This is a genomic window from Rhodococcus ruitaii (assembly GCF_055230935.1).
On sequence record NZ_JBUYWC010000003.1, the window covers coordinates 335,061 to 353,737 of the forward strand.

The following is an 18,677-nucleotide window of genomic DNA, read 5'->3' on the forward strand; positions in this document are numbered from 1 at the left end:
TGAACGGCTGAGTAATGAACGACGAGGCGACACTGCGCGTACGACGCGCGGTGGACGCAGTGTGGCGGATCGAATCGGCGAAGATCATCGCGACCCTCACCCGCAAGGTCGGTGATCTCGATCTCGCCGAGGATCTCGTGGGGCAGGCCCTGCTCGAAGCGATAGAGCAGTGGCCTGCCGCGGGCGTTCCTCGCAACCCGGCCGCATGGCTGACCTCCGTCGCCACCCGCCGCGCCATCGACACGTGGCGACGACAGGCACGTCTCGACGAGCGGCACGCGCACATGGCGCGGGAACTCGAGAGCGATGCAGCGCACCTCGATGATTCCTCGTGGGATCCCGATCGGATCGACGACGACGTCCTGCGCTTGATGTTCATGACCTGCCACCCCGTGCTGGGGCGAAAAGCGCAAGTGGCGTTGACACTTCGCTTCGTCGGTGGTTTGACGACCGAACAGATCGGCAGCGCCTTCCTGACACCGATTTCGACGGTGCGGCAGCGCATCGTGCGCGCGAAGAAAACACTCACGGCCGCGAAGGCCGTGTTCGAAGTGCCGGGGCGCGACCACTTCGCAGCCAGACTCTCGGCGGTACTCGGTGTGCTGTATCTGGTGTTCAACGAGGGTTATGCGGCCAGTTCGGGTGGCGAGTGGCTGCGCACGGACATCAGCGCGGAGGCGTTGCGGATCGCGAGGATCCTCGCCGAGCTCGTCCCGAACGAGCCGGAGGCGCACGGGCTGGTTGCGCTCATGGAGCTCACTGCGGCGCGGTTCCCCGCGCGTACCACGGCGTCGGGTGAACCGATTCTGCTGGCGGATCAGGACCGCACCAGGTGGGACCGCGGGCAGATCACCCGGGGTCTCGTGGCATTGGACCGCGCCGATGCGATAGGTCGTGGACGCGGACCGTACGGTCTGCAGGCCGCGATCGCCGAATGCCACGCGCGCGCAGCAGAGTTTTCGGACACCGACTGGCCACGGATCGTGTTGCTCTACGAGGCGCTGCAGCGTCTGGCGCCCTCGCCGGTGGTGGATCTCAACCACGCGGCGGCAGTCTCGATGGCATACGGGCCGGCGCCCGCGCTCGAGTATGTCGACAGGATTGTTGTGTCGGGGAAGCTCGCTGGATATCACCTACTGCCGAGCGTTCGGGGGGACCTTCTCGCGCAACTGGGGAGGCTCGGGGAGGCTCGGGCCGAACTACTTGCCGCAGCTGAGGCGACGGGCAACGATCGCGAACGTGCCGTCCTCCTGACGAAGGTGGAGGAATTGGGCAAGAGGTCGCCCAGGCCGGAATAGTCAGGTCAAGGTGACGATGTGTTCGTGTCCTGCGACTGCGGTCTGAAGCTTCTTGCGGGAGAGTGTGCGCGGCCCGCATCCGCAGCCGGCGGGAAGCTCGTCGTCCTCGAACTGGGTTGCTTCGACGGTATCGATGAACTTGTCGTCGAGGGAGCCGTTGCCGCGATTGTTGGCCTCCCGATCGCGGGAGCCGTGGCCGCCCGGTCCGACGCCGCATACCACCACCGGCCCTTCTTCCGTCTTGTAGACGGCGGCGACCGTGTGGCTCTTGGGGCATCGAACTTTCAGGACAGCGTGATCACTGCGTTGTTGCCCGAGATCTTTGATGGCCTGGAGCGCCTTTCGGCGTCGTTCGGTGGGTGGCATTTCAGCGATGTTCATCGCTCCATTCCACCGTAGATGCGTGCATTTGACCACCGATCCGCAGAACCGATCTTGATCGATATCCGGACGTAACCGGCGATTCTCCGAAAGTGCTGTAGTGGTGTCGTTTTCGATCGTGAATACTACTTCCTGATTCCGTCGAGAAGCAGGGTGAGGCCGGCACCGAGCAGCCAAACGTCCTTCGCGAGCGCGGTGCCGTCCTGAGTGGGTTTCGGTGTACCACCTTCGTGCATTCCGGGCGTACGCCAGTACATCGTCATCATCCCGCCACCGAACGCCGTGAGTGCGGCGCCGGCGACGAACGGTGGCACGATCGGGGTGAGCAGAGCGGCACCGATTCCCATCTCGGAGGTACTCAGAAACCTGCCGAATGTCGCGGCGTCCATCTTCTTGAACGCTGGAAACGCATTTCCGGCCATGCCCTGGAGGGCTGTCGCGTTCTCGACCGGGAGGTTTCGCTTACCCAGCCCCGAATTGAGGATGAACGCCCCCGTCGCAACGCGAAGCGGAATATGGTGCAGTCGCACAACGGACCTCTTTCGAGCCGACTTACGTGATGATCAGTCGATGACGGCGTGCTGGGTTCGGGCGAGGTGCCAGTGGTCCGGGCCGGGCAGATGAAAGAGAATCCTCCCGACGCTTTGCTGGCTGCCGTCGCTGTTCTCGCACGTCGCACTCACGGTGTGCGTGCCTTCGTTGACGCCAGTGAACTCGACGACCCCGTACGTGACCGTATTCATGTCGATACTTCTCGTCGCGCCCACAATCGAGGCCATACACGTGTAGGGCGAGTCCCTGTCGGGGGGCTGGTGATAATTGAACCGGACCTGTACCGAGTCCTCTTTCGTGTACACCGACCAGCTCACCGTCGTGTCGATGTCCGCCGATGCCACCGGCGCCACACTCGTCAGCAGTGCCAGGGGCGCGGCGAGCGCAATTGCTGCGCGCCGTGCTCTTCGCCCATCCATTCGTAGTTCCTCCGAACATGGCTGAGGTTCCGACCCGATTTTCATGATGGGCGGTGCGGTCGGCGGTGGGTGTTGCAAACGTATGGATCTGCAAGTGATCTGTAACCCGCGGGTCGATGCGGTGCCCTGGCTGTGACGCCGTGGGTTACGAAAGTGCAACGACGGCTATACGGACTCCCAGGAAAATCCGTCGGGGTCGACGAACGGGCCCGCCGTGCTGCGAATGGCAACCCGGTGCGATCCGGTGCCTTCGGGCGAGACTCCCGCGGTCTCGGCAAGTGCGCTGCGCCCGAGCAGGGTCAATGTCACCGGCGCGCCGGGCATATCGAATTCGACGTATCTGCGGCCGAAGCTCTTGACGACGGTCAGTCCGCGATCGACATAGAACTGCTTGCTCGCCTTCACGTCTTCGACTCCGAGTTGCAGCACCACATCGTCGACCTTGCGTTCGGCCGATCCGCTGTCCTTCTTCGAGGACGCCGCCAGTGTGCAGAGCGTCCCGTCCGGAGACTGCACCACACCGCCGTAGCCCCAGAGGCTGTTCTTGACCGGTGCCACTTCCGTGGCACCGGCGTCGAGGGCGCTGGCAACGAGGAGGTCGACGGTGCTCGGTTGCGCTACCACGAGCGACAGTGTGAATCCGCGGAACCCGGTTGTGGGTGTCTCGGATTCGCGGAGGCATACCCGGTCGCCCAAGCGGAAGGCTCCGGTGTAGAGCGACTCCGCCGCGGGCGGGTCGGGCACCTCGAGAACAATCGACTCGATCGAGACCATGGATACCACCGTAGCCCCGAGAAAGGTCCCCGGCAGGTCGTCAGGGGAGCGTGATCGCCCCGAGCGTCAGGTGGTCACACGCGCCGAGGGTCAGATACATGAGGAGGAACCCACTCCCGATCTTCACGGCCGTGATCAGCCAGCTGCGCGGGGTGTCGTCGACGGTCGGCGGTGCTTCCGTCTGAACCACAGCTGCCGGGGGCCCGGAACTGGTGGCGAGGTGCGTATGTGCGGTCCACCGTTCGCCGTCCCACCAGCGGATGAGGCGGACGGACTCGGGGTCGGAATACCAGCCGGGCGGCGGGGTGGTCATGAGCTCCTGGATCCTTTCGTCCGGTAATTATCCGGCCAGGATCCGGCAGTGTTACGCCGCAGAATTGAGGCGTGCGTCACTCCCTGATGTGCGCCGGTCGGACCCTTGACAACGTACAACCATATGGTTGTATATTGGGGTGGTGAGCGGAGATGACGAGGACCGGGCCGACGCCCTGTTCCACGCTCTTGCCGACCGAACTCGACGCGACATCATGCGTCGGGTACTGGCAGGGGAGAGCTCGGTGTCCGCACTCGCGGCGAAGTACCAGATGAGCTTCGCTGCAGTTCAGAAGCACGTTGCCGTGCTGGAGAAAGCGGGGCTGCTGACCAAGCGACGCAGTGGTCGCGAACAGCTGGCGAGCGGCGACGTGGAGGCGGTGCGGTCGGTGGCGTCCATGCTCACCGAGCTCGAGCAAGTGTGGCGTGGTCGCATCGCGCGCATCGACGAACTCATCGCATCCGACTCGACCAAGGAGGGCTGAACTATGCCTGTCACCGACGTCAAACAAGATCTCGACAACCGAACCCTCACGATCATCGCCGATTTCGAGGCACCTGTGGAGCGGGTATGGCAAGTCTATGCCGATCCGCGTCAGCTGGAGAAGGTCTGGGGCCCGCCCGGCTACCCCGCGACCGTGGTCGACCATGACCTCAGGCCGGGTGGCCGGATGACTTACTACATGACGGGCCCTGAAGGCGAGAAATACGCCGGGTACTGGGAGGTCGCGACAGTCGACGAGCCGTGGAGTTTCTCGTTCGCCGACGGATTCGCCGATGAGGACTTCACTCCGAACCCGGAACTCCCGGTGTCCGAGAACGCCTATACCTTCGCCGAACACGACGGTGGCACTCGGGCGACGTACGTGAGCGCATTCGAATCGGCCGATGCACTGCAGAAGGTGCTGGACATGGGTGTGGTGGAGGGCGCCACCTCGGCAATCGGCCAGATCGACGACCTGCTCACGTCCGCGTAGCTGCATGCAAGCGGTAGCCGTGCCAGCGGCGAATCCGAAACTGCAAAGTGTGGATCCGAGCCCGGTATCCGGGCTCGGATCCACACTTGTTCGTGCCTTGTACCCCGGCGACGGCTGTCGGTAGCGCATGGCACGGTTGGTCCATGCTCGAGATGACTGCCGCGGCAGCCCGCCGTACCGCCGTTGCCGCCCAGGGCTTCGCAGACCGGCGCCCGGCCGGGCCGGCCACTCGGCGGCACGTACTCCGGGCCGTCGACCGGACGGCTCTCCTCCAGATCGACTCTGTCTCCGTAGCCGTTCGCGCGCACTACATGCCTGTGTACAGCCGGATCGGAGCCTACGACCGCGATCTTCTCGATGCCGCGGCATGGCGCCACAGCGCGCGAGCACCACGAGCGCTCGTCGAGTACTGGGCACACGAAGCAGCGCTGATCCCCGTCGAAGACTGGCCTCTGATGCGGTGGCGGATGCAGCGCTACTCCGGGGGTCGGTGGGCAGGTGAACGTCGCGTTCTCGAACGCAACCCCACCCTGGGCAGAGACATCCTCGACGTGATCACCGCGGTCGGTGCTGCGCCGGCGGGCGAGATCGAGAAGCATCTCCGGATCGAACGATCGGGCGGCCGCGGACCCTGGTGGGGACGCAGCGACGTCAAGGTGGTCTGCGAACAACTGTTCGCCGCGGGAGAGCTGTCGGCGGACAGGAGGGTCGCGTTCAGTCGCTACTACGACCTCGCCGAACGGGTGCTGCCGGCCGACGTGCTCGCCGCACGAATCCACGAGGAGGACGCAGTCCGGGAGCTGCTTCGCAGATCTGCGCGGGCCCTCGGCGTCGCGACAGCCGCCGACCTGCGCGACTACTATCGCCTGTCCGCCGATCAGGCCCGCCCCGCTGTTGCCGACCTCGTCGACGAAGGCACCCTCGTGCCCGTCACGGTCCGCGGATGGAACGAGCCCGCCTACCTGCACTCGGAAACGCGCGCGCCGCGTCGCGCACGCGGCACCGCGCTCCTGTGCCCGTTCGACCCGCTGGTGTTCCACCGGCCCCGCACCGAGCGGATCTTCGGCTTCCGGTACCGCCTCGAGATCTACACCCCGGAGCACAAACGCGTGCACGGGTATTACGTCTACCCGTTCCTTCTGGGTGGGGAACTTGTTGCGCGCGTGGATCTCAAAGCCGACAGAGCAGGAGATACGTTGTGCGTTCCGGGCGCCTTCGTCGAGGAAGGGGCAGACGTCGGCGCTGTCGCAGAAGCACTCGCGGCCGAGTTGCGGGAGATGGCGAACTGGCTCGGGCTCTCCGACGTCGTGGTCGGGGAGCGCGGCGACTTGGCCGCGACACTCGCGGCTCAGCTCGATCGCAGTAGGGCTACGGCTGCCGCCGGACGGAACTGAGTTCTGCTGCAGTGTTTTTTATTTCACGAATGTAGTGCTCGCGTTCGTTCGGCGGGACGGCCGGGCGGAGGGGTCCTATCTGCAACTCCCACAGGGGGCGCCCTGTGCTGTCGAAGACAGGTGCGGATACATAACTGATGGGTAGGTCCTGAGCGCACGACAATGTTGCGCTGTCGTAGAGGTGTCCGCCGGTGCCGGTGATGGCCCCCCGCACGCGACCTCGTAGTGGTCGGCTCGCGGGATCATTCGGCAGGTGTGAAAGCACCTGCGTCAGTAGATCGATCCGTTCGATGTCCGCGGCGGCGGTTCCCCACACCCCGACCCCGGCTTCGACGATTTCCGCAAGACCGTTCTCGAGTTTCGTTCGGCGGTCTACCGGAACCGTGTCGAGCCAGCGCTGCTTCACTGCGGAATCGGCGAATGCGACAACCGTGGCTCCGGCGGGAGCCTGCATGGGCAGGGTCAAGCCCACCTCGATGCCTGCCGGGATATGTCCGATGCCCTCGGTGATGGCGACGAAGGTCAGCTTCCCGTCGTCGACCACACTCAGGGCGACACCGCAGTCGACGCGGGTGGCGAGGGTGTCGATGTGCGCCTGCAGCCCGTCCGGGACAGGTAACGCACTTCGTGCTCGTTCGCCGATGCCGGCCAATGACGGACCCAGAGCGTAGCTCAGATCAGGTAGTCGGCGGACCCAGCCGTGGTCGCGAAGTACGGTCAGGATCGATCCGACGGTCGAGCGGCTCAGCCCGAGCGCATCGGCGACGTCGGCAGACGTCGCGGGCGCACTGCGGGCGAGCATCTCAACGATCGAGACGACCCTGCCCGTCGGAGGTGAGGCGGTGGTGTCCCGGGTCTTGCGCTCTGTCATCGAAGCTCCTACCCTCGCGTCAGTACCAATATATGCATCGGACGATACGAATATTCGTATCACTGTCTCGCGTCAGGTTGAGGAGCGCCGTGGCCGCACCATCCGTTCTGGACAGCGTCGATATCGAGGGGGTGGACTTCGCATTCGAAGATCACCCCGCCATTCACTCCGTGCTCGCAGACCTCCGCGCGGCCAGGCCCTACGCCGTGGTGCCGTTCGCGGGCGCTCGCGCGGTGTTGTTACTGACCAACGACCTCGTCGCCGCAGCGTTCAAAGATGAAGCGACCTTCCCGGCCTCTGCGATCTACCCGATGACCACCGGGCCGGTACTGGGCAAGACTCTGCAGTGCATGGCGGGTGACGAGCACCGACGGAATCGCGCGCTGATCTCGCCCTCGTTCCGGCGCCGACAGGTTGCGGAGTACATCTCACCGTTGTTGACGCCACTCGCGCACGAGCTGATCGATCGATTCGCCGATCGTGGGAGCGCGGATCTCGTCGCCGAGTTCACAACCCGTTACCCGGTGCTGCTGATCAGCCGATTGTTGGGTCTGCCCGTCGAAGACGAATCGGTGGTACACCGTTGGGCGCAGGACCTGTTCCATTACCCACTCGATCCGCCTGCGGCGAGGCAGGCGTCCGAAGAGTTCACAGGCTTCGTCACTCCGATCATCGCCGAGCGCAGACGCAGGCCTGGCGACGACCTGATCTCAACTCTGGTGACCGAAGACATCGAGGGCGAATCTCTCGACGACGAAGAGATCCTGTCCTTCCTGCGCCTGCTGTTCCCTGCGGGCGCCGACACCACCATGCTTGCCCTCGGCAATACCCTCTCCGCGCTGCTCACGCACCCCGGCCAGATGGAGATCCTGCGCTCGGATCCTGATACTCACGCGACGTGGGCGATCTGGGAAGGTCTGCGCTGGGAGCCACCCGTCGGATTGTTGCCGCGCGTCTGTCCGGAGGCAACGGTGTGGAACGGGATCGACATCCCGGCACTGACTCCGATGATCTTCTCGATCAACGCTGCCTTGCGCGACCCCGCGGTGTTCCCCGATCCGGATCGATTCGACATCACCCGCCGTGAGCACGCCCAACTCGCCTTCGGGCAGGGACCGCACAGTTGTGCCGGCAACTGGCTCGCTCTTGCGGAACTCGAGACGGCGCTGACCACGCTGCTGGAACGCCTGCCCGGGTTGCGGTTCCGTGACGGCGCTGAGATCTCGGCGAAAATCACCAGTCAGGTAGGCGTCGCATTGCGTGGTCCCAATGCGCTTGCTGTGCAGTGGGATCTGTAGTCAGCGATTCGTTCTCACCCGGCGAGTTCGTCCGGCCCGATCGGATCCGACTCCCATTCGGCTCGGCAGGCTCGCCGTGTCGGCGCAGCCGGGTCACCATGATGGCGGAGGATCGGCGACCATGTTCTCATGACGTCGACGCCCGCGCCCGGTAGCCCGGCACCAGAACCGTCACGCCGGTACCTGCCGTGGATTGCTGCCGTGGCCGTCGCGGTGGTGGTCCTGGATCAGCTCACCAAGTGGTGGGCGGAATCGACCCTGAGCGACGGGCGGTCGATCCCGGTCATCGGTGAGTTCCTCCAGTGGCGGCTCGTCTACAACCCCGGTGCCGCATTCGGGATCGGTGGGCAGTTCACCTGGATTCTCACCGCGATTGCCGCCGTCGCTGTTGTCGGACTCTGCATCTTTGCCACCCGCGTGCTCAATCCGTTCTGGGCACTCGGTGTGGCTGTACTCCTCGGGGGAGCGATCAGTCATCTCGGCGACCGCGTGTTCCGCACGCCCGGCTTTGCGCGGGGCCACGTCGTGGATTTCATCGACTACAACGGATTCTTCGTGGGTAACGTGGCCGACATCGCCCTCGTCGGCGGGGCCGGTCTGCTGATCGTGCTGACGCTGCTGGGGGTCGATGCACGGCCCCAGACCGACGCGGCGGGCAGCGCCGGCGGCGAACCCCGCGCGTGACGGATGCCGGGCCAGTGTGCTGACCGGTGTTCGGCCGCAAGGACAGTCGACGTGTCACCTCGCCGATTCGAGTACCCGGGTTGTTTGTCACCGCTGAACCGATCAACGCGAGAACATGTCTTCGACGGCGTGAGCTCCGAAGATGCGAATCGGTCGCCGTTCTCGGGGGTGAATGACACCGTGGGCGGTCGCCTCGAGTGAGGCTTCGAGGGTGTCCGCATCCTTGTCGGCGGTGTTCATCAGGATGAGGTCGGGAGCGAGGTTCGCGATCGCTCCGCTGGAGCCGATGACGGGAATCGAACCCGCGTATTCAGCTTGGGAAGCTGATGTTCTACCATTGAACTACATCGGCACGCTGGGCTTTTGTCGATTCTCACCGACTCCGGCCCACGCTCGGAGCACACTGTAGCAGACTCTCCGGCGACTAGCGCACACCGCTCGCGACCGCAGGCAGCGAAAATTCGGGCGTACAGGACCTTTGCTGAGATGATGGGTGGCATGGCGACAGGACGGGTCTACGGTGGACGCGCAGGTGAGGAACGATTGGCCGACCGCAGGGCCAAACTGATCGACGCCGGTCTCGATCTGCTCGGCGCCGCTGACGGCGACGCAACCCTGTCCGTCCGCGGTGTCTGCAAACGCGCCGGCCTCGCTTCGCGCTACTTCTACGAGAGCTTCGCCGACCGCGACGAACTCACCGGAGCGGTGTACGACTACGTGGTCCAGCGCATCGCCGACAGCACATTGGCGGTGATAGCCGAGGCGCCTCGCGAAGACCGGGCCATCGTCCGAGCGTGCGTCGGGAACATCGTGCACGAGATCGGCGAGGATCCGAGGCTCGGGCGCATGCTGTTCTCCGTCAGCCAGGCCAATCCACAGCTTGCCAGGCGGCGGCTCGAGTCCACCCGGATGTTCGCCGGCCTGGTGATGTTGCAGGCCGAGGACTTCTACGAGGTCAAACCCAGCCCGCGTCTAGACCTCGCTGCCCACTACGTCGTCGGCGGTCTCGCGCAGGCGCTCACCGCGTGGCTCGACGAAACCGTGCCGCTGGAACGGGACGATGTGATCGACGAATGCACCGAGCTTCTCCTCGCAATGGCCACCCACCTCGACGGGAGCTGAGGCGTACGAACGAGGTTGTTAACCTCTATCCGTGCTGCTCTCCGATCGCGACATTCGCGCCCAGATCACCTCCGGACATCTGGGGATCGACCCCTACGACCCGGACCTGGTGCAGCCGTCGAGCGTCGATGTGCGCCTGGACAGTCTGTTCCGTGTCTTCAACAACACCCGCTACACCCACATCGATCCTGCAAGACAGCAGGACGAGCTCACTTCGCTGGTGGAAGTTCCCCAGAACGAGTCGTTCGTACTGCACCCGGGAGAGTTCGTCCTCGGCTCGACGATGGAACGTTGCTCGCTGCCGTCCGACCTCGCGGGCCGACTCGAGGGCAAGTCGTCTCTCGGGCGCCTCGGTCTGCTCACCCACTCGACGGCCGGTTTCATCGACCCGGGTTTCGACGGGCACATCACCCTCGAACTGTCGAACGTCGCGAACCTGCCGATCACGCTGTGGCCGGGGATGAAGATCGGGCAGCTGTGCCTGTTCCGGCTGACGAGCCCGGCCGAGTTTCCGTACGGAAGCGCGAAGGTGGGATCGAAGTATCAGGGTCAGCGCGGCCCGACGCCGTCCAAGGCCTACCTGAACTTCGTGCGCGAGCACCCCGACGCGCGCCCCAGCTGAATCGGACGGTGGCGCACGAAGTGTGGGGCGAAGCGGTTGACCTGCGACAACGACCGATCTTTCCCGATGGCTTCGGGCGATGGATGAAACCAATGTGAAACTGCTGGTGACGGATTCGCCTCGAGTGGATTGGTGGATTTTTGTCCGATTGAAACGATCTTGCTTCATCTGGTGGTCCGGTGCCGTACCTACCCGTTCGGGTAGCTTTTCGCGAATACTCGCGAGTAGCAATCTTGGTCGATACACTCAGACGCGGGTCGTCCTCCTGTCCCCCCTGCGAGGACGACCGCGCGGGCCGGTAACCCCCCATCTCCGGCCTGCGCCGAAGCCCCGCCGATCCCCACCACGATCGGCGGGGCTTCCTTCATCCGCGATAATCTCGTCGTCATGATCGCTACGGGACCTCGCGTCACCATCACCTACTGCACCCAATGCCAGTGGCTGCTACGTGCGGGATGGATGGCGCAGGAATTGCTCAACACCTTCGGCACCGACCTCGCCGAGGTCGCACTCGTGCCCGGAACCGGCGGGGTCTTTCGCGTCGAAGTCGACGGTATAGCGGTATGGGATCGTAAGGCGGACGGCGGTTTCCCCGATATCGTCACCTTGAAGCAGCGCGTACGCGACGTCGTGGATCCGGCGCGCGACCTCGGGCACGCCGATCGCAAGTAGCACTTCGTTGCTCGAGCGTTCGACGAGCGATGATGTGATTCAGTGCACATAGGTGAGCAGATTGCCCTATGGTCGAGTGGCAGTCGTTGCCAGAGGTCGGTTCGGAGTCGGGGAGGTTCTGGACCGGACCGCTGTGCAGGTCTTCGGGGGAGGCCGGGGCGGCTGGTAGGGGAGCCCCGCCGGCGAAATCGAGGGGAGGAGCCGGCGGGGCCCTGAACTGCATCTCCTGTGTCGGGGAGGACCTCCAGGAAGAAGCGCCGCGTCAAGGCGACGGGCGCCACTGTAGGGGAGCGCGGCCGACCCCGTCCACTTCCGATGCCGAAATGATATGTAGCACCAGAACTATTCGTGCTTGCATGATCGGCGCGAACAACTGGGCCAGTCGTTCAGCCGCGTTTCCTTTCCGGTTACCTACAGTGAAGTTGCCCGTACAACTCGGTCGGCCACTGTCTATGGTGTGACGCAGCGCAACGGTTACCACAAGATCGCCGGCCAGCTGGCCGACGAGATCGCCCAGCTGGAAGCGGGCACCAGACTCGCGAGCGAGCACGAGCTGATGGCACGGTTCGGCGTGGGACGGGCATCCGCCCGTGCGGCGGTCCAGGAACTCGAGCGTCGCGGCCTCGTCCGCAGACTTCGCGGGTCCGGCACCTACGTCAACCGCCGCATCGACTACGTCGTCTCCAAGGAGAAGCGGCCGTCGTGGCATCGCACTGTCGAAGCAGCCGGAGCGGTACCACGCTCGTCGGTGTTGCAGTCCGAGATCCGGCCGACTCCCGAGATCCCCGCGGGCTACCTCGAGATCGAAGCCGGCACCCCCGCCCACTACATGCGGCGTCTGCGCTACGTCGACGACCGCGTGGCCGCGCTGGGGGAGGAATGGGTGCGACGCGACGCCGTCACCGAACTCGGCTCTGCCATGCGCGTCGAGGAGTCTCTTGACGAACTCCTGCGCCAGATGGGCAGATTCGATGTCGTGCGGTCGTGGTGCCGCACCGCCATGGAACTGCCGTCCGCGGAGATGAGCAAGATCCTCGAGATGACCTACGTCGCCCCCGTGTGGGTCATCGAAAGCGTCAACCGCGACGCGGAAACCGGCACTGTCGTCACTTACAGCACCGCATGGATGCGCGCCGACATGATCCGAGTGGTCATGGAGATCGGCGAACAGACCTCCATATCGAACCCCGTGAAGGAAAGCCGATGATGTCCTATACCTATAGCAGGGATCGGCTCGCCGAGCTGCTTGCCGTGGCACCAGAACTGGATCTGGTGGGCGCAGCTGATGTGTGCCTGTCCGACGGTGCGGAACTGACCGTCCTGACCGCCCCTGAGATCGGGTGCATCGCGACCCAGGTTCGTGAACCGATCGGCCATGTCCGTTTCTTCCTCGGCAACGTTCTGGCCTGCCACGCGGAGGTGCGGATCGACGGCACCCGTGGCTGGGCCATGCGCATGGGCGACAACCGCGCTGCGGTGCTCGCTGCCGCCGTGTGCGACGCCGAAGTCGCCGCAGACCGCCCGAATGCCGGTCACGTATTTGATCTGTGTGCCCGCATGGAAGCCGAGTTCGAGCGCGCCGACGCCGAGGAATGGGCGCACATCGCCCCCACTATCGTTCAATTCGAGGAGCTGACGTGACTATCGCCGCCGCCGACCAGGTTATGGGAATCGGACTCGATCCCGTTGTTGCGCAGCGGGTCTATCGTACGATGCTGCAGGCGTTCAGCCGTCCCGGGCTGCCTCAGACGCTACCGCCGACCGACTTTCCGCCCGCCCTGCTGCCCGCACTCGCCCTCGCCGACCTGGAAACCGGCGTCGCCGTGCTCGAAGACGGCTCCGGCTGGAGCGAGGTGCTCACCGTCGCGACCGGCGCCCCCGTCGTAGCCCTCGGCCACGCGAAGTACATCACCGCGCTTCGTCCTATCGCTGCCGACGAACTGCTTTCCGCCACCCGCGGAACCGCGCTGTCGCCGGAATCCGCCTCGACCGTCATCTGCTCGATCGGATCCCTCGACGGCGGAACGCCCACCGAACTCGCCGGACCGGGCGTGAACGGCACCGAAATCATTGCGCCGCTCGGTTTCGACGACGCGCTGCGGAGCGCCCGCAACGCAGCCGTCGCCGACTTTCCCGCCGGCATCGACATTCTGCTCGTCGCAGACGACGGCGCCGTCCTCGGGCTGTCGCGCACCACTCGCATCGGCGCCCCCCGTACGAACACCGCACAGGAGAACTGACATGGGATACTCCGGAGCCCGCGGTGGACTCGATGCGATCCTCGCCGCAGAGAGCCTCGTTCGCACCGCGCGTGAGGCGGACAACTCACCGCGCCTGACCACCGAACAGATCACCGGCCGCATGCGCCTCGCCGTCGATCGTGTGATGGGTGAGGGGTCGCTCTACGACCCCGACACCGCCGCCGACGCACTCCGCCAGGCGGAAGGCGACGTCATCGAGGCCGCCCACCTCGTCCGGGCCCACCAGTCGACCCTGCCGCGACTGGCAGTCAGCGAACCCGTCGACCCCGACGAGATGACAGTGCTGCGCCGTATCGTGCCGGCGTGGCGAACCCCGGACGGACCCCAGTTGCTCGGCCGTACCAGCGATTACACCGGCCGCATGCTCCTTCGCGACGACGAGCCTGCGCCACCGACCGTCATCGACGAGGCACCCACCCCGGGTCGCACCGACGCCGAACGGCACCCGAAGCGCTTCTCGGAACTGCTACGCGAGATGGATCTGCTCACCGACAGTCGCCCGGCCGACGGCTCCGACCCCGAACCGTTCGACATCTCCCGCCACCCTGCCGCACCCCCGGCACCACGCTCGGCAGTGCTCGCGTCGATGGCACGCGCCGAGACCGGCTCGCTGATCGGCACCTGGTACCGATCGATCCGCGGCACCGAAGGCAACCTGCACGAGGTCACACTCGGCGAGGTGCGACACGGCCGCATCCCGGTTCGGGTCCGGCACCCACATACCGGACACGCGTTCTCCGTCGGTGATGTGCGTGTCACCGAATGTGAGGCGATCGAAGATCTCAACGGTCCCGACGAGGATCGTGGCCGGTTCGACGTCGGCTACGGATTGTGCTTCGGGCACAACGAACGCAAGGCCATCGCGATGGCGAACCTGGATATCGCGTGCCGCCGTTTCGGCGATACCGGTGGCCTCGAGCAGACCCTTCTGCTTACCACCGACGGTCTCGATTCCTGCGGCTTCCTCGAACATCTCAAGCTTCCGCATTACGTCACCTTCCGCTCGATGATCGACCGGAAGATCGCCGTGCAGGCCGGCGCAGACGACGCCGCGGACCGCAACACCGAACCTCTCGGAAGGACCTGCTGATGACCGACCTGCTCACCACTCGCGACACCGGCTCACGCGTCACCCACACACTGGGCGCAATCGACGCCGCCACCCGCGAACGCGGCATCCTCGACGAAGGATCCAAACGCGAGATCCGCCGCGCGACATTGACCGCGGTGTGCGTGCCCGGCTACCTGACTCCGTTCGGCTCCCGTGAGATGCCCGTCGCCCGTGGATGGGGCTCCGGCGGGCTTCAGGTCACGCTGGGTCTCGTCGGCGGCACCGACGTCGTCAAGGTGATCGACCAGGGTGACGACGACGGCGTCAACGCCACCAACTTGCGACGGCTGATCGAGTCGAGCGAGAAGTGCGCCTCCACCAAGGACACCCGCGAGTCGACGATCATCCAGTCGCGCCACCGTATCCCCGAGGAGCCGATGACCGAGGACCAGATCCTGGTATTGCAGGTTCCCAACTCGGAACCGCTTCGGGCCGTGCAGAAGTCGGTCGCCGAATGTGCCCGTATGCACGCCGAGGCCGACTACTCGATGATGTGGGTCAGTCTCTACGAGGACCTCGTCCGCAACGGCGTCATCACCAAGACCACCGGATACCCGGTGCTCGTCGACGGCAGGTACGTGATGATCACGTCGCCCATCCCGCGGTGGGATATTCCGCGCCTGGACAATTCACCTCATCTGACGCTGCTCGGCGCCGGACGTGAGAAGCGTATCTTCGCGGTCCCGCCCTACACCCCGGTGCAGCCGCTCACGTTCGACGACGTCCCGTTCGAGGTCGAGGGCAGCGACGACCAGATCTGCGTGCGCTGCGGCTCGTCCGACACGTTCCTCGTGGAGGCGTCGCCCGGGCGGATGATGTGCAGTGACGTCGAGTGGTGCACCCGCGTCGTCGACGCCGACATCGACGAAGCCCTCCACAATGCGCATGCCCCGATGCAGTTCCTGCCCGACCCGCAACGCCGCGTCCGCACCGCACACACCATGACCCGCCGCGATCCGGCCGAACTCACCGATCGACCAGTGCCTGCACACCCCGACGGCTGGACCCTCGCTGTACGGGAGGTCGGCAAGGTGCACGGCCCCGGGGGCGCCGACGCCGTCCCGGGAACCGGTCCCGACACCGGCACCGCGATCAGCCCGGTCACCGGCGCCGTTGTTGCCGCGTGGGATGTCAGCTTCGACGTCGCACCGGGTGAGGCACTCGGTCTGATCGGCGAGTCCGGCTCGGGCAAGTCGACGGTGTTGCGCTGCCTGATCGGCGACGACAAGGCCACGAACGGCGCGATGTTCCTGACCACCGTCGGGGGCGGCACCACCGATGTATTCACCCTCGCCGACGCCGAGCGTCGCGCGCTGCGCATCGACACCCTCGGTCTCGTGCACCAGAACCCCGCAGACGGACTCACGATGACCGTCTCGGCGGGCGGCAACATCGCGGAGCGCCTCACCGCCGCCGGCTGGCGCAACTACTACGAGATCCGCGACCGCGCAGCGTATCTTCTGGAGAAGGTCGAGGTGCCCCTCGAACGCATGGACGATCCAGTCCACACTTTCTCGGGCGGCATGCGCCAGCGCGTCCAGATCGCGAAGGCCCTCGCGACCGATCCGCGGGTGCTGCTGCTCGACGAGCCCACCACGGGCCTCGACGCGTCGGTGGCGGCTGGCGTGCTCGATCTGCTGCGAAACCTGCTCGCCGACCGCGACACCGCCGCGGTGGTCGTGAGCCACGACTTCGCGGTCATCGAGGCACTCACCGATCGCACGCTGGTCATGAACATCGGCCGCGTCGTGGAGACCGGCCTGACCGACCAGCTGTTCCAGGACCCCCACCACCCCTACACCCAGCGGCTCGTCGCAGCCGCACGGAGGTGACCATGTCCGAGTCCACCACCACCGCAGATCCGGTCCTCACCGTCCGCGACCTGCGCAAATCCTTCACGCTCCACACCATCGACGGTCGCACCGTCGTATCGCTCCACGGTGTCGACCTCGAAGTCGGCCGCGGCGAGCACGTCGCGCTCGCCGGACCGTCGGGCGCCGGAAAATCGAGTTTCCTACGCTGCGTGCACCGCAGCTACCTGCCCGATGCCGGGTCGGTCGTGTTGCACACCGACGCCGGACCGGTCGAACTGACGGGGCTGTCCGACCGGGAGATGGCCCGACTGCGCGGACGCGAACTCGGTTACGTGTCGCAGTTCCTGTCGGCGCCGCCGCGCACCGCGCCCCTCGAGGTGGTCGCAGCGTCCGCACGTCGTCGTGGGTTGAACCGAGTCGATGCCCGAGACGCCGCTGCCGAGGCACTGCAGCGACTTTCCCTCGACGAGGCGCTGTGGGACGTCGATTGCAGTGTGCTCTCCGGCGGCGAACGTCAGCGCGTGAACATCGCTGCCGGCACCGTCCACCCGCCGCGGCTGCTGCTGCTCGACGAGCCGGTGTCGGCCCTCGACCCGGTCAACCGCGAACGCGCACTCGAACTCATCGCGTCGCTGTCGGCAACCGGGGTCGCGGTGCTCGCGGTATTCCACGATCTTGACGCCATACACCGTCTCGCGACACGTGTCGTGCGGTTCGCAGACGGTCACGTCGTCCAAATCGGCGCCGCCACAGATGTGTTGGGAGATGCAGCATGACCGGAACAGAAACCGTCCAGCCTTCTGCCTCGACAGCCGCAGTATCGAGCGCCACGTCGTGGACGCTGCAGTCGGCACCGCAGAACTATGTGGTCGGGCACGTCCGGGCGGTACTGCCGGACCGCATCCTCGAGGATGCGTGCATCGTCGTGCGTGACGGCAGGATCGAAGAGGTGGGACCGTCCACTCCCGGCGTGCGGCCCGACGTCGACGGTGGCGGTCTGCTGTGCCTGCCGGGCCTGGTGGACGTGCACTCCGACGGCCTCGAGAAGGAGCGTCTCCCACGACCGGGAGTCGAGCTGCCGTGGGCGTTCTCGCTCATGTCGTTCGAGGGCAAGGTGCGCGCGGCGGGCGTGACGACCGTGTTCCACGGTGCATCGTTCTCCGACCGTGCCACCGCGACGACGGGACGCAGCGTCCATGTCGCGCAGCAGATGTGCGAGTCCATCGAGGGCTGGAGCACTCGAGACACGGACGCACGACTCGTCGACCACCGCGTCCTGCATCGCCTCGATGTTCGATCTGCAGCCGGATTCGGAGCGATGCGTGACGAATTCGAACGGCTGGTCGGTGCGGGCGTCGTCACCGCCGCAGCACCGGCGGTCATCTCCCATGAGGATCACACGCCGGGTATCGGCCAGTACGCCGACCGAACCTACTACGAGAACTACATCGCCGGTATCCGCGGGATCTCGCCGGACGAGGCACGCAAGGTCGTCGACGAACTTGCGTCGGAACGTGAGGCGAACGCCGGGATCCGCGACCAGACGATGGGCTGGCTGGCCGAGCAGTCCCGAAAAGGTCTCGCCCGCGTTTTCGGCCACGATCCCGAATCGGCCGTCGAGATCGCCGACCTGGCCGCCCGGGGCGGCAACGTCGCCGAGTTTCCGACGACCGTCGAGGCCGCGCGGGAAGCACGTGACCGTGGCATGTCCGTCGTGATGGGCGGTCCGAACGTGCTGCGTGGACGCTCCCACTCGGGCAACGTCTCCGCCGGTGAACTGGCCGAGCTGGGGTTGGTGACGGCGCTGGCATCGGACTACCTGCCATCGTCGCTACTCGGTGCGGCGTTCGCCCTTGCCGATGGATGTATGACGCTGCCTGCCGCGGTCTCGCTTGTCACGAGTGGTGCGGCAACGGCAGTAGGGCTCGCCGACCGGGGTGCCCTGACCGTCGGGCAACGCGCCGACCTCGTCCTCGTCTCGTTCGAGTACGGTCATCCGGTGACCCGCGCGGTGCTACGCGCATCATGAGTAACCCGGCCCCACGCCGAATCGGTGTGGGGCCGGCCTCGTAGTGGGCGGACAGGCCACCGCGAACGTCTTCCATCCGAGGTCGG

The 18,677-nt window shown here is 65.7% G+C and carries 23 protein-coding genes and 1 tRNA gene; 16 read left to right on the plus strand and 8 right to left on the minus strand.

All coding sequences use genetic code 11. The features are described 5' to 3' along the window. Positions 1-14 precede the first annotated feature (14 nt). Positions 15-1,298 (plus strand): RNA polymerase sigma factor, encoded by a 1,284-nt coding sequence (locus ACZI8W_RS04730; RefSeq protein ID WP_463367329.1) that lies wholly within the window; start codon positions 15-17, stop codon positions 1,296-1,298. Here the strand turns inward: ACZI8W_RS04730 and ACZI8W_RS04735 are convergent, their stop codons facing one another. From ACZI8W_RS04735 to ACZI8W_RS04755, 5 genes are all read right to left on the minus strand, one after another. Further along, positions 1,299-1,679 (minus strand): hypothetical protein, encoded by a 381-nt coding sequence (locus ACZI8W_RS04735; protein WP_463367330.1) that lies wholly within the window; start codon positions 1,677-1,679, stop codon positions 1,299-1,301. Positions 1,680-1,804: 125 nt separating this feature from the next. After that, positions 1,805-2,209, minus strand: coding sequence for a hypothetical protein (locus ACZI8W_RS04740; RefSeq protein WP_463367331.1), 405 nt, complete (start codon positions 2,207-2,209; stop codon positions 1,805-1,807). Between the two features lie 33 nt (positions 2,210-2,242). Then, positions 2,243-2,650 carry a hypothetical protein gene (locus ACZI8W_RS04745; protein WP_463367332.1) on the minus strand — a complete coding sequence of 136 codons (408 nt, stop codon included), beginning with the start codon at positions 2,648-2,650 and terminating at the stop codon, positions 2,243-2,245. Between the two features lie 165 nt (positions 2,651-2,815). Beyond that, entirely contained in the window at positions 2,816-3,424 is a 609-nt protein-coding gene (locus ACZI8W_RS04750) for a glyoxalase (RefSeq protein WP_463367333.1), read from the minus strand. Positions 3,425-3,464: 40 nt separating this feature from the next. Then, positions 3,465-3,737: a DUF2510 domain-containing protein gene (locus tag ACZI8W_RS04755; protein ID WP_463367334.1), complete on the minus strand. Its 273-nt coding sequence runs from the start codon at positions 3,735-3,737 to the stop codon at positions 3,465-3,467. 142 nt (positions 3,738-3,879) lie between these two features. Here ACZI8W_RS04755 and ACZI8W_RS04760 point away from each other — a divergent pair, with 142 nt between their 5' ends. The 3 genes from ACZI8W_RS04760 (at position 3,880) to ACZI8W_RS04770 (ending at position 6,107) form a co-directional block, all read left to right on the plus strand. Further along, the gene (locus ACZI8W_RS04760; RefSeq protein WP_463367335.1) at positions 3,880-4,221 is read left to right on the plus strand and encodes an ArsR/SmtB family transcription factor; all 342 of its coding nucleotides are present in this window, start codon (positions 3,880-3,882) and stop codon (positions 4,219-4,221) included. Between the two features lie 3 nt (positions 4,222-4,224). Next, a complete protein-coding gene (locus ACZI8W_RS04765; RefSeq protein WP_463367336.1) occupies positions 4,225-4,713 on the plus strand; it encodes an SRPBCC family protein in 489 nt (162 codons plus the stop codon). 143 nt (positions 4,714-4,856) lie between these two features. Then, on the plus strand, positions 4,857-6,107 hold the full coding sequence (locus ACZI8W_RS04770; protein ID WP_463367337.1) for a winged helix-turn-helix domain-containing protein: 1,251 nt from the start codon (positions 4,857-4,859) through the stop codon (positions 6,105-6,107). Here the strand turns inward: ACZI8W_RS04770 and ACZI8W_RS04775 are convergent. Further along, positions 6,082-6,978, minus strand: coding sequence for a helix-turn-helix domain-containing protein (locus ACZI8W_RS04775; RefSeq protein ID WP_463367338.1), 897 nt, complete (start codon positions 6,976-6,978; stop codon positions 6,082-6,084). The two genes, ACZI8W_RS04770 and ACZI8W_RS04775, sit on opposite strands and share 26 nt — an antisense overlap. A gap of 89 nt (positions 6,979-7,067) precedes the next feature. On the opposite strand from ACZI8W_RS04775, the gene ACZI8W_RS04780 reads away from it, so the two are divergent. Beyond that, positions 7,068-8,276, plus strand: a complete 1,209-nt coding sequence (locus ACZI8W_RS04780) for a cytochrome P450 (RefSeq protein ID WP_463367339.1) — start codon at positions 7,068-7,070, stop codon at positions 8,274-8,276. Between the two features lie 129 nt (positions 8,277-8,405). Next, a complete protein-coding gene (gene lspA, locus ACZI8W_RS04785; protein WP_463367340.1) occupies positions 8,406-8,960 on the plus strand; it encodes a signal peptidase II in 555 nt (184 codons plus the stop codon). A 102-nt stretch (positions 8,961-9,062) separates the two neighbouring features. Here lspA and ACZI8W_RS04790 read toward each other — a convergent pair whose 3' ends face one another. Together ACZI8W_RS04790 and ACZI8W_RS04795 are read right to left on the minus strand one after the other, a co-directional pair. Then, complete coding sequence (locus tag ACZI8W_RS04790) at positions 9,063-9,200, minus strand: hypothetical protein (protein WP_463367341.1); 138 nt, start codon at positions 9,198-9,200, stop codon at positions 9,063-9,065. A gap of 38 nt (positions 9,201-9,238) precedes the next feature. Then, a tRNA-Gly gene (locus tag ACZI8W_RS04795) sits at positions 9,239-9,312 on the minus strand. 146 nt (positions 9,313-9,458) lie between these two features. On the opposite strand from ACZI8W_RS04795, the gene ACZI8W_RS04800 reads away from it, so the two are divergent. The 10 genes from ACZI8W_RS04800 to ACZI8W_RS04845 all read left to right on the plus strand — a co-directional run bounded on the left by ACZI8W_RS04800 (position 9,459) and on the right by ACZI8W_RS04845 (position 18,591). Further along, a complete protein-coding gene (locus ACZI8W_RS04800; RefSeq protein ID WP_463367342.1) occupies positions 9,459-10,082 on the plus strand; it encodes a TetR/AcrR family transcriptional regulator in 624 nt (207 codons plus the stop codon). 31 nt (positions 10,083-10,113) lie between these two features. Then, complete coding sequence (gene dcd, locus ACZI8W_RS04805; RefSeq protein WP_463367343.1) at positions 10,114-10,704, plus strand: dCTP deaminase; 591 nt, start codon at positions 10,114-10,116, stop codon at positions 10,702-10,704. Between the two features lie 387 nt (positions 10,705-11,091). Then, a complete protein-coding gene (locus ACZI8W_RS04810; protein WP_463367344.1) occupies positions 11,092-11,376 on the plus strand; it encodes an Rdx family protein in 285 nt (94 codons plus the stop codon). A 457-nt stretch (positions 11,377-11,833) separates the two neighbouring features. Further along, positions 11,834-12,583 carry a GntR family transcriptional regulator gene (locus ACZI8W_RS04815; protein WP_463367345.1) on the plus strand — a complete coding sequence of 250 codons (750 nt, stop codon included), beginning with the start codon at positions 11,834-11,836 and terminating at the stop codon, positions 12,581-12,583. Next, the gene (locus ACZI8W_RS04820; protein ID WP_463367346.1) at positions 12,583-13,017 is read left to right on the plus strand and encodes a phosphonate C-P lyase system protein PhnG; all 435 of its coding nucleotides are present in this window, start codon (positions 12,583-12,585) and stop codon (positions 13,015-13,017) included. The genes ACZI8W_RS04815 and ACZI8W_RS04820 overlap by 1 nt, the downstream gene beginning before the upstream one ends. Next, on the plus strand, positions 13,014-13,616 hold the full coding sequence (gene phnH / locus ACZI8W_RS04825) for a phosphonate C-P lyase system protein PhnH (protein WP_463367347.1): 603 nt from the start codon (positions 13,014-13,016) through the stop codon (positions 13,614-13,616). Before ACZI8W_RS04820 ends, phnH begins: the two co-directional genes overlap by 4 nt. A gap of 1 nt (position 13,617) precedes the next feature. Continuing rightward, entirely contained in the window at positions 13,618-14,727 is a 1,110-nt protein-coding gene (locus ACZI8W_RS04830; protein ID WP_463367348.1) for a carbon-phosphorus lyase complex subunit PhnI, read from the plus strand. Next, positions 14,727-16,580, plus strand: a complete 1,854-nt coding sequence (locus tag ACZI8W_RS04835) for an alpha-D-ribose 1-methylphosphonate 5-phosphate C-P-lyase PhnJ (RefSeq protein WP_463367349.1) — start codon at positions 14,727-14,729, stop codon at positions 16,578-16,580. Before ACZI8W_RS04830 ends, ACZI8W_RS04835 begins: the two co-directional genes overlap by 1 nt. A 2-nt stretch (positions 16,581-16,582) precedes the next feature. Beyond that, entirely contained in the window at positions 16,583-17,338 is a 756-nt protein-coding gene (locus ACZI8W_RS04840) for a phosphonate C-P lyase system protein PhnL (RefSeq protein ID WP_463367350.1), read from the plus strand. Then, positions 17,335-18,591 (plus strand): alpha-D-ribose 1-methylphosphonate 5-triphosphate diphosphatase, encoded by a 1,257-nt coding sequence (locus ACZI8W_RS04845; protein ID WP_463367351.1) that lies wholly within the window; start codon positions 17,335-17,337, stop codon positions 18,589-18,591. Before ACZI8W_RS04840 ends, ACZI8W_RS04845 begins: the two co-directional genes overlap by 4 nt. Positions 18,592-18,677 lie beyond the last annotated feature (86 nt).